The organism is Mycobacterium sp., from assembly GCF_050701675.1.
GTDB lineage: Bacteria > Actinomycetota > Actinomycetes > Mycobacteriales > Mycobacteriaceae > Mycobacterium.
On record NZ_JBOGDD010000554.1, the window covers coordinates 1 to 8,854 of the forward strand.

The following is an 8,854-nucleotide window of genomic DNA, read 5'->3' on the forward strand; positions in this document are numbered from 1 at the left end:
CTCCAGCGCCACCAGGGCCGCGGCGACGGCGAAGTACTTGCTCGCGCCGAACTGGCGGACGGTCTTGATGTTGAACGCCTCTTCGAGATGCTTCGCGTCGGCGTCGGTCACGCCGGCCAGCGCCGCCGGCGACGCATCGAGGATGTCCTTCAGCGACTTGTCCTCATAAGCCTTGTCGAGTGCTTTGGCCAGGTCAACGGATACCGCCATTGGTAGCTCCTTGGTTGCGTTGCTCGAAATGGAGGGCCCACCCTAGCGCGCCAACCTGACAGCCGACAGGACCGTGCCAGGCCCTACGGCGTGTAGCCAAAGGGCAGCAGCACGCTCTTGGACTCGCAGTACGCCTCGATGCCCTCGGGACCGTTCTCGCGGCCGATGCCGGAGTTCTTGTAGCCGCCGAACGGCGCACCGGGATCGAAGGCGTACATGTTGACGGCGTAGGTGCCGGTGCGGATCCGCTTCGCGATCTCCAAGGCCTTCGGGAAGTCGGTGGTGTAGACGCTGCCCGCCAGCCCGTAGGCCGAGTCGTTGGCGATGCGGATCGCGTCCTCCTCGGTGTCGAAGGGGATCACCGCGAGGACCGGTCCGAAGATCTCCTCCTGGGCGATGGTCATCGAGTTGTCGACGTCGGCGAACACGGTGGGCTGCACGAACCAGCCGCTGTCCAGACCCTCGGGCCTGCCGCCGCCGGTGACGATGCGAGCGCCCTCCTCGACGCCCTTCTTGATGTAGCCCTCGACGCGCTCGCGCTGCTTCTCCGAGATCAGCGGCCCGATCATCGCGCCGGGGTTGTCGGGAAGGCCGATCGGCATGTTCGAGACGGCTTCGGCAAGTTTCTCCACGACCTCGTCGTAACGCGACCGCGGCGCCAGGATGCGGGTCTGGCCGACGCAGGCCTGACCGCAGTTCATCAGGCCGGAGAACACCAGCATCGGAAGCGTGGAGTCCAGGTCGGCGTCCTCGAGGATGATCGCCGCGGACTTGCCGCCGAGTTCCAGGGTGCAGGCCTTCAGTTTCTCGGCCGCGATCTTGGCGACCTCCTTGCCGACGCCAGAACTGCCGGTGAAGGTGAACTTGTCCAACTCCGGGTTGGCGGTCAGCGCGCGTCCGGTCTCGGCACCGCCCGGCACGATCGAGAGCACGCCCTCGGGCAGCCCGGCCTCGGCGAACATCTCCGCCATCGCGAAGACCGACAGCGGGGTCTCGGCGGCGGGCTTCAGCACGACCGTGCAACCAGCCAGCAGGGCGGGGCCGAGCTTGTTGGCGGCCAGGAAGAACGGCACGTTCCACGCCGTGACGGCGCCGACGACGCCGATGGGCTCCTTGAGCACCAGGGTCTGCCCGTAGATGCCGTCGCGAATGTCCTGCCAGGTGAACTTGTCCGCGGCACCGACGTAGTAGTTGAACGACGCCATCGCGGCGCCGTACTGCATCATGTCGACGATGGTGGGCGGCTGGCCGGTCTCGGCGGCCAGCAGGAACTTCAGCTCGTCGGCGCGCTCCTCCATGATCTTCACCGCGGCGCCGAGCACGGCGGCCCGTTCCTCGGGCGTGGTGTGCGGCCAGGGGCCTTCGTCGAACGCCTTGCGCGCCGCGGCGCAGGCGGCGTCGACGTCGGCCGCCGAGGCCAGCGGCACCTTGCCGACCAGTTCGCCGGTGGCAGGCGAGTGCACTTCGATGACGTCGGACGTGGCCGGCTCGACCCACTTGCCGCCGATGAACAGCTTGTCCCACTCGGTCTTGAAGGCAGTGCTCTGTGTCATGGCCGTCACATTACCCATCCTCGGGCCAAACGAGAACCTGTTGCAGTTCAAGGGTTCAGGACGGCTGCAACACCAGTACCAGGTTGCTGACCAGAAACTCCCGCAGCACGGGCACGCGCGTCAGCCACCACGCCCATCGTGGGTGGTAGCGGGGAAATACGGCGACCAGCATCCCGGTGCTCGCGGCCCACTCCAGCCCGTCGGCGGCTGAGACGGCGAACAACGACGAGCCGTAGTCGTTCTTCGGTCGGTGGCCGTATCGGCGGGTGTAGCGCTCGGCGGCGCGCGCCCCGCCGAGATAGTGCGTCAACCCCATCTCGTGGCCACCGAACGGGCCGAGCCACACCGTGTACGAGAGCACCACCAGCCCGCCGGGCTTGGTGACCCTGACCATCTCGCGAGCCATTCGCCACGGGTCGGTGACGTGTTCGGCGACGTTGGAGGACAGGCAGACGTCGACGCTGTCGTCGGCGAAGGGCAGCGCCATCCCCGATGCGCGTACGAAGCTGCCCGTTCCGGGTTCTCCCGCTGGGCTTGCTTCGGATGTCGCCGCCAGCGCGGCTCCGGTGTGCGCCTCCGTCGGGTCCGGCTCGACGCCGACGTAATTCAGGCCCGCAGCGCCGAATGCGGTGGCGAAGTAGCCGGGCCCGCCGCCGACGTCGAGCAGGGTGCGGCCGGTCGGCGCAGTCCCGTGCACAGATCTCCACAGCGAGGTGACGAGGGTGACGGTGTCCCGGGCCAGCGCGCCGTAGAACCGGGCCGGGTCACGCTGCTCGAAGCGGAACTCACCGAGCAGGCGCACGGATCGCGACAGGGTGGCCTGGCTGGCGAACAGGTCGGTAGCGGGCATCGGGCAACTCCATTCCAGTCCCGAGTGGCCAGTTGTGTCACGCGCGAGGACGTGAAGCGTATGACAAGTGGCCACTCGTGCGGGGCTTACTCTGAACGGGATGTCCAACCACCCCGCGCAGCTCGGGTCCGTCCTGCTGCTCTGCTGGCGGGACACCGGTCACCCGCAGGGCGGCGGAAGCGAAACCTATCTCCAGCGCATCGGCAGTCAGCTGGCGGCGAGCGGAGTGGACGTCACGCTGCGCACCGCCCGCTACCCGGGCGCCGCGCGCCGCGAGATGGTCGACGGCGTCAGCATCAGTCGCGGAGGCGGCCGCTACGGCGTGTACGTGCTCGCAGGGTTGGCGATGGTCGCGTCGCGGATCGGGATCGGACCGCTGCGACGGCTGCGACCCGACGTCGTGATCGACAGCCAGAACGGCATCCCGTTCATGGCGCGCCTGGCCTTCGGGCGGCGATCCGTCCTCCTGGTCCACCACTGCCACCGCGAGCAGTGGCCGGTGGCGGGCCGGGTGATGAGCCGGGTGGGCTGGCTCGTCGAGTCCACGCTGTCGCCAAGGGTGCACCGCGACAACCAGTACGTCACGGTGTCGCTGCCGTCGGCGCGTGATCTCGCCGATCTCGGCGTCGACCCCGACCACGTCGCGGTGGTGCGCAACGGGTTGGACGAGGCGCCGCCCGACACGTTGACGCTGCCGCGGTCGGTCGGTCCGCGGGTGGCAGTCCTCTCCCGGCTGGTGCCGCACAAGCAGATCGAGGACGTGCTCGACGCCGTCGCCGCGCTGCTACCGCAGATACCGGACCTGCACCTCGACGTCGTCGGCGGTGGCTGGTGGGAGGAGCGGCTCGTCACGCACGCGTCGCAGCTCGGCATCGCCGACGCCGTGACCTTTCACGGTCACGTCGACGAGTCGTCGAAACACCAAGTGCTGCAACGCTGCTGGATCCACGTTCTGCCGTCCCGCAAGGAGGGCTGGGGGCTCGCCGTCACCGAGGCGGCCCAACACGGCGTGCCGACCATCGGCTACCGGGGCTCGGGCGGGCTGACGGACTCGATCGTCGACGGCGTCACCGGCTTGCTCGTCGACGACCACGTCGAGCTGGTCTCGCGCATGGAACAACTGCTGACCGACGACGTGCTGCGCGAGCAACTCGGCGTGAAGGCCCAGGTGCGCAGCGGTGAGTTCTCCTGGTCGCAGAGCGCGAACGCGATGCGCACGGTTCTCGAGTCGGTGGTCCGGGGACGGCGGGTCAGCGGCGTCGTCTAGCCCGGACTCAGCGCATGGTGCGTCCCGCCTCGCGTGCCACGGTCAGGAAGGTGCGGACGCTGGGTGCGGTCTCGTCGGCGTGGTAGGCGACTCCGATGCTGAGCTGCGGCCCCGGCCCGCGAATCGGACGGTAGGTCACCCCGGCGCGGTCGAGTCGCTGGGTCTCCGAGGCGATGAATCCGATGCCGACGCCTGCGGCCACCAGGGCGATGATCGATTGCGCCGGGTGTGCCTCCATGGCGATGCGGAGGCTGAACCCCGCGTCGCGGCAGAGCAGTAACACGGTGTCGTAGAGCTGGGGGGCGATCTCGCGGGGGAAGATCACCACCTGCTCGCCATGGAGATCGCCGAGTTCGACCGATTCGTGGCGGGTGAGCGGATGCGTGACCGGTAGTGCGATGTGGAACGGTGCGCGGCCGATCTCCTCGGCTGCCAGGCCGGCGTCGTCCAGGGGTGGGTGTACCAGGCCCACGTCCAGATCACCCCGGCGCAACGCGTGTTCCTGTTCGGCGGTGGTCATCTCACGCACCACCAGGCCGACGTTGGGCAGCCGGGCGTGAAACAGCGCGGCGATCTCGGGGTAGAGGACGAACAGCGCGGGCGCGGTGACGCCCAAGCGCAATTGTCCGACCTCGCCGCGATCGGTTCGCTGGGTCAGCGCCGCGGCATCATCCATGTGGCGAAGCATCTTTCGGGCCTCGACGACGAATACCTCGCCGGCGCGCGTCAACGACACCATGCGCTTGTTTCGGTGCGCGAGGCGCACGGTCAGTTCTTGCTCGAGCCGCCGGATCTGCTGGCTCATCGCCGGCTGGCTCATGTGACACCTCTCGGCGGCCCTGCCGAAATGCAACTCGTCGGCCAGAGCCACGAAGCACTGCAAACCCGCGCGGTCCATCCGCTGATCCAACTCTAAGAAGCAAATCAAATCAATTCATCATCAGAAAGAGTTGGACCCAATTACTGGGCGGCCATAACGTGGCCTACGCCACAACAGAACGGAGCACCTGTGACACCCCCGCCCCTAGCGTCGTCGCCCGACGGTCCGCCGATCCGGATCACCGCCATCGAAACGACGGTCGTCAATGCCGAGATGCGGAACTGGATCCTCGTCAAGGTCCGGACGGACCAGGACGGCCTCTACGGCTGGGGTGAGGCAAGTCTGAATTGGAAGACCCGGGCGGTGATCGGAGCGATCGAGGATCTGACCCCCATGGTCGTGGGGCGCGATCCCCGCGACATCGAGCAGATCGTCCGGATACTGACCAAGCACAGCTACTACCGCCTCGGAATCATCGGTGCGACCGCAATCAGTGGCATCGAACACGCGCTGTGGGACATCTTCGGGAAGTCCGTCGGCCAGCCGGTATGGCGCCTGCTCGGCGGTCGGGTTCGGGATTCAGTACACGTGTACACCCATCTCGGCCTCGGCGACATGCGCTCGGTGTACGACACCAGCGACACGGGTCTGGTGCGGGAGAAGGCCGCAGCCGTCGTCGAAAAGGGCTACGACGCAATGAAAGTGGTCTTGATCCCCTATGGCGGGCATCTGACGGTCGCGTCGGACCGTCGACACGTCGACACGATGATGTCGACGCTTCGCGACACGGTGGGCCCCGACGTCGACATCATGGTCGACTTCCACGGCAGGCCGGCGTCCGTCGCCGCCGCCATCCAGTACATCGACGTGTTGGCGCCCTATCAGCCGCTGTTCTGCGAGGAGCCGGTGCAGCCCGGCGACACCGAGGCGTTGCGACAGGTCGCCCATCGATCATCGGTGCCGATCGCCGCGGGAGAACGGCTGGTGGGGTTGCGAGAGTTCCTTCCGGTGTTGGCGGCCAAGGCGATCCACATCGCGCAGCCCGATCTCAATCACACCGGCGGGCTGTTGGAGGGCAAGCGCATCGCCGCGCTGGCCGACGTCGAGATGGTCGGGGTGGCGCCGCACAATCCCAACGGCCCCATCGCGGGCGCGGCAGCGTTGCACTTCGCGGTCAGCACCCCCAATTTCGTGATTCAGGAGGAGATGAGCGGCGCGGTCAGCTGGTACGACGACGTGGTCCGCACCCCCATGCGGCGAGTCGGGAGTCATTGGCAGGTCCCCACCGAACCCGGCCTCGGCGTCGAGGTCGACGAACGCGAGGCCGCCAAACACCCATTCAAACCAGAGATTGCACATAGCAGTTCGGCAGTGCTGGCCGATGGAACGGTGGTGGACTGGTGAGCGAGTTGCGAACATTCGCCCATCCCGCCGGTGTGCACAACGCGACACCGCCTCGAATCGTGTTCGGGCCTGGTACTTCCGCAGGCCTTCGCGATGAGGTGGACCGCCTCGGGGCGCGCCGCGCGATGATCGTCACCACCCCCGGGCGGGCCTCGATGGGTGACCGCTTCGCCGAGGAAATCGGTGAGCGCTGCGCGGGCCTGCTACCCGAGGCGGTCAGCCAGGTCCCCGTCGATCTGGTGCGGCGCGGTGTCGAGAAGGCCGCCGGTCTTGGCGCCGACTGCCTCGTCGCCATCGGTGGCGGCGCGGCGACCGGGCTGTGCAAGGGCATCGCCAACGAAACCGGCCTGCCGATCATCGCGGTGCCCACCACCTACAGCGGGTCGGAGATGACGGGGTTCTGCGGGATGACCGCGGACGGCGTGAAGCGCATGCACGAAAGCCTGGCGATGCGACCGTCGGTGGTCATCTACGACGCGGAGCTCACCCTGGGACTGCCGCCCTCGACGACCGCATCGAGCGCGATGAATGCCCTTGCTCACTGCGTTGACGCCATCTACCTGCCGAGCCTGAGCCCGCTGTTGGCGCCCGCTGCCGTCGAGGGTGCGCGCATCGTGACGAACACCATGCCCAAACTGTTGGCCAATCCCGACGATGTGATGCTGCGGAACGAAATGCTCTACGGGGCATATCTTTCCGGTGCTGCGCTGACAGGTGGCTTCGCCATCCAACATGCCATTGCGCACATGCTGGGCGGCAGCTACGGGGTCGAACACGGCACGGCGCACGCCGTCGTGCTGCCCTATGTCACGGATCATCTGCTGCGGCAGGCGCCACTGGCGCTTGGACGGATCGCCGACGCGGTCGGTACCCCCGACCTCGCCGGTCACCTCTGGGATCTGGCCGTCGGCGCCGAGCTTCCAGTGCGCCTGGCAGACGTTGGATTCTCCGCCGATGACGAGGACCGTGCGGTGCACATCGCGACCACGGCCGACGGACCGCCGACCGGCCCTGACATCCATGACGCAGGTCGAGCCGGAAATCCGGCGCCGGTAACCGATTCCGCCGTACGCGCAATCCTGCGGGCTGCCGCCGAAGGTGAGCGTCCCGGTGGTCGGCGATGAAGATCTTCCTGGTCGGTGAGGCGGCCGACCACGGCGAAGACCTGCGACCACACCTGGACACCGCGCACGAGATCGTGAAGTTGCCGTGGGCAGCGGCCAATTCGACCACGTTCGACGATGACATCACCGCCGCCGACGTCGTGGTGTCGTTGAGGTTCTCCCGCCCCGGCGCCACCGCGCCACCGTTTCGGCTCCTGCACGTTCCCGGCGCCGGACTCGATCAGGTCGACTTCGCCGCGCTGACACCGGACACCCTGGTGGCCAACGTCTTCGAACACGAGACGCCCATCTCCGAGTTCGTCCTCGCCCGGCTGCTGGAGTGGGAGATCCGGGCGTCGGCCATGCAGGAGTCGTTCACTCCGCAGGACTGGTCATCGTTGTACCGCAGGCGCCTACCGCACGGCGAGATCTACGGAAGGACAATGGTGTTGGTCGGTTACGGCCGCATCAGCCGCGCGATCGCCGCCCGCGCCAGTGCGTTCGGTGTCGACGTGGTTGCCATCGACGACCATGCCGACGGCGACGAGTCAGCACGCGTGCTGCCCACCGACCGGCTGGCAGAACTTCAGCGGCGCGCCGACTACCTGGTGCTCGCCTGCCCGCTGACACCGGCCACCACTGGCCTCATCGATGCCGCAGCTCTGGCGCGGATGCCCGCCCACGCGGTGCTCGTCAACATCTCGCGTGCACCCATCGTCGACCAGAAGGCCCTCTACGAAGCGTTGCGGCACAACGCCATCGGGGGCGCGGTGCTCGACGTGTGGTATCGCTATCCGGACAACGAGGGGAATCGGGTCGCACCCGCAGACGTGCCGCTCTGGGAGCTGCCGAACGCCTGGTGTACTCCGCATTCCAGCGCTTGGACCAACCAGTTGCCCCGTCGCCGCTATGCCGTGATCGCCGACAACGTCAACCGACTCGCAGCCGGCGAGCCGTTGCGCAACCTCGTCCGCCCAGCCAGCGGCGTCAGCTCAAGGAGGAGCTAACCCATGACCGCTCACGTGACCCCCGAACAGATCTGGCTCGAATCCCGTCGCAGGCTGATTCCCGGAACAGTCATCGGCAGCATCATCGAGTGGTACGACATCGCCGTCTACGGTCAGGCGGCCGCACTGGTTTTCGGCACCCTGTTCTTCCCCAGCTTCTCCCCGACCGCAGGCGTGGTTGCGGCCTTCGCCACCTTCGGCGTCGGCTACTTCGCCCGGCCGTTGGGTGCCATTCTCTTCGGCCACATCGGTGATCGCTACGGCAGGCGCTTCTCGCTGGTGTGCACGCTTCTGCTGATGGGGGTTGCGACAGTCGCCATCGGGCTGCTGCCGACCTATTCCAGCATCGGCGTGCTCGCACCGGTACTGCTGGTGGTGTGTCGTCTGCTGCAGGGCCTTGGCGTCGGCGCGGAGTACGTCGGCGCGGTCACCATGGTTGCGGAGTTCGCCCCGGTCAAGCGGCGCGGCTTCTACGCGTCGCTGCCTGCCTCCGGGGTGTTCATCGGGATCGGCCTCGCCGCCGCCATCAGCGCCGTGGTGTCCACGCTGCCGGAGGACCAGCTGATGAGCTGGGGCTGGCGCGTTCCGTTCCTGTTCAGCATCCTGGTGGTCGCCATCGGCCTGGTGATCCGGCTGCGAG

The 8,854-nt window shown here is 67.6% G+C and carries 9 protein-coding genes; 5 read left to right on the forward strand and 4 right to left on the reverse strand.

Annotated features, from left to right (window positions below):
• The 3 genes from ACRDUX_RS16735 to ACRDUX_RS16745 form a co-directional block, all read right to left on the reverse strand.
• The coding region (locus ACRDUX_RS16735) for a hypothetical protein (RefSeq protein WP_526415138.1) at positions 1-210 on the reverse strand (210 nt) is incomplete at its 3' end.
• 83 nt (positions 211-293) lie between these two features.
• Complete coding sequence (locus tag ACRDUX_RS16740) at positions 294-1,763, reverse strand: aldehyde dehydrogenase (protein ID WP_526415139.1); 1,470 nt, start codon at positions 1,761-1,763, stop codon at positions 294-296.
• Positions 1,764-1,818: 55 nt separating this feature from the next.
• Entirely contained in the window at positions 1,819-2,613 is a 795-nt protein-coding gene (locus ACRDUX_RS16745; protein ID WP_526415140.1) for a class I SAM-dependent methyltransferase, read from the reverse strand.
• A gap of 100 nt (positions 2,614-2,713) precedes the next feature.
• Between ACRDUX_RS16745 and ACRDUX_RS16750 the strand changes: the two genes are divergently transcribed.
• Positions 2,714-3,880, forward strand: a complete 1,167-nt coding sequence (locus ACRDUX_RS16750) for a glycosyltransferase family 4 protein (RefSeq protein WP_526415141.1) — start codon at positions 2,714-2,716, stop codon at positions 3,878-3,880.
• A gap of 7 nt (positions 3,881-3,887) precedes the next feature.
• Here the strand turns inward: ACRDUX_RS16750 and ACRDUX_RS16755 are convergent, their stop codons facing one another.
• The gene (locus ACRDUX_RS16755) at positions 3,888-4,778 is read right to left on the reverse strand and encodes a LysR substrate-binding domain-containing protein (RefSeq protein ID WP_526415142.1); all 891 of its coding nucleotides are present in this window, start codon (positions 4,776-4,778) and stop codon (positions 3,888-3,890) included.
• 111 nt (positions 4,779-4,889) lie between these two features.
• Here ACRDUX_RS16755 and ACRDUX_RS16760 point away from each other — a divergent pair, with 111 nt between their 5' ends.
• The 4 genes from ACRDUX_RS16760 to ACRDUX_RS16775 all read left to right on the forward strand — a co-directional run.
• Entirely contained in the window at positions 4,890-6,104 is a 1,215-nt protein-coding gene (locus ACRDUX_RS16760) for an enolase C-terminal domain-like protein (RefSeq protein ID WP_526415143.1), read from the forward strand.
• Positions 6,101-7,228 carry a maleylacetate reductase gene (locus ACRDUX_RS16765; RefSeq protein ID WP_526415144.1) on the forward strand — a complete coding sequence of 376 codons (1,128 nt, stop codon included), beginning with the start codon at positions 6,101-6,103 and terminating at the stop codon, positions 7,226-7,228. The genes ACRDUX_RS16760 and ACRDUX_RS16765 overlap by 4 nt, the downstream gene beginning before the upstream one ends.
• Positions 7,225-8,214 (forward strand): NAD(P)-dependent oxidoreductase, encoded by a 990-nt coding sequence (locus ACRDUX_RS16770; protein WP_526415145.1) that lies wholly within the window; start codon positions 7,225-7,227, stop codon positions 8,212-8,214. The genes ACRDUX_RS16765 and ACRDUX_RS16770 overlap by 4 nt, the downstream gene beginning before the upstream one ends.
• A 3-nt stretch (positions 8,215-8,217) precedes the next feature.
• Positions 8,218-8,854, forward strand: a 637-nt coding sequence (locus ACRDUX_RS16775; RefSeq protein WP_526415146.1) for an MFS transporter, incomplete at its 3' end; no start/stop codon positions are given.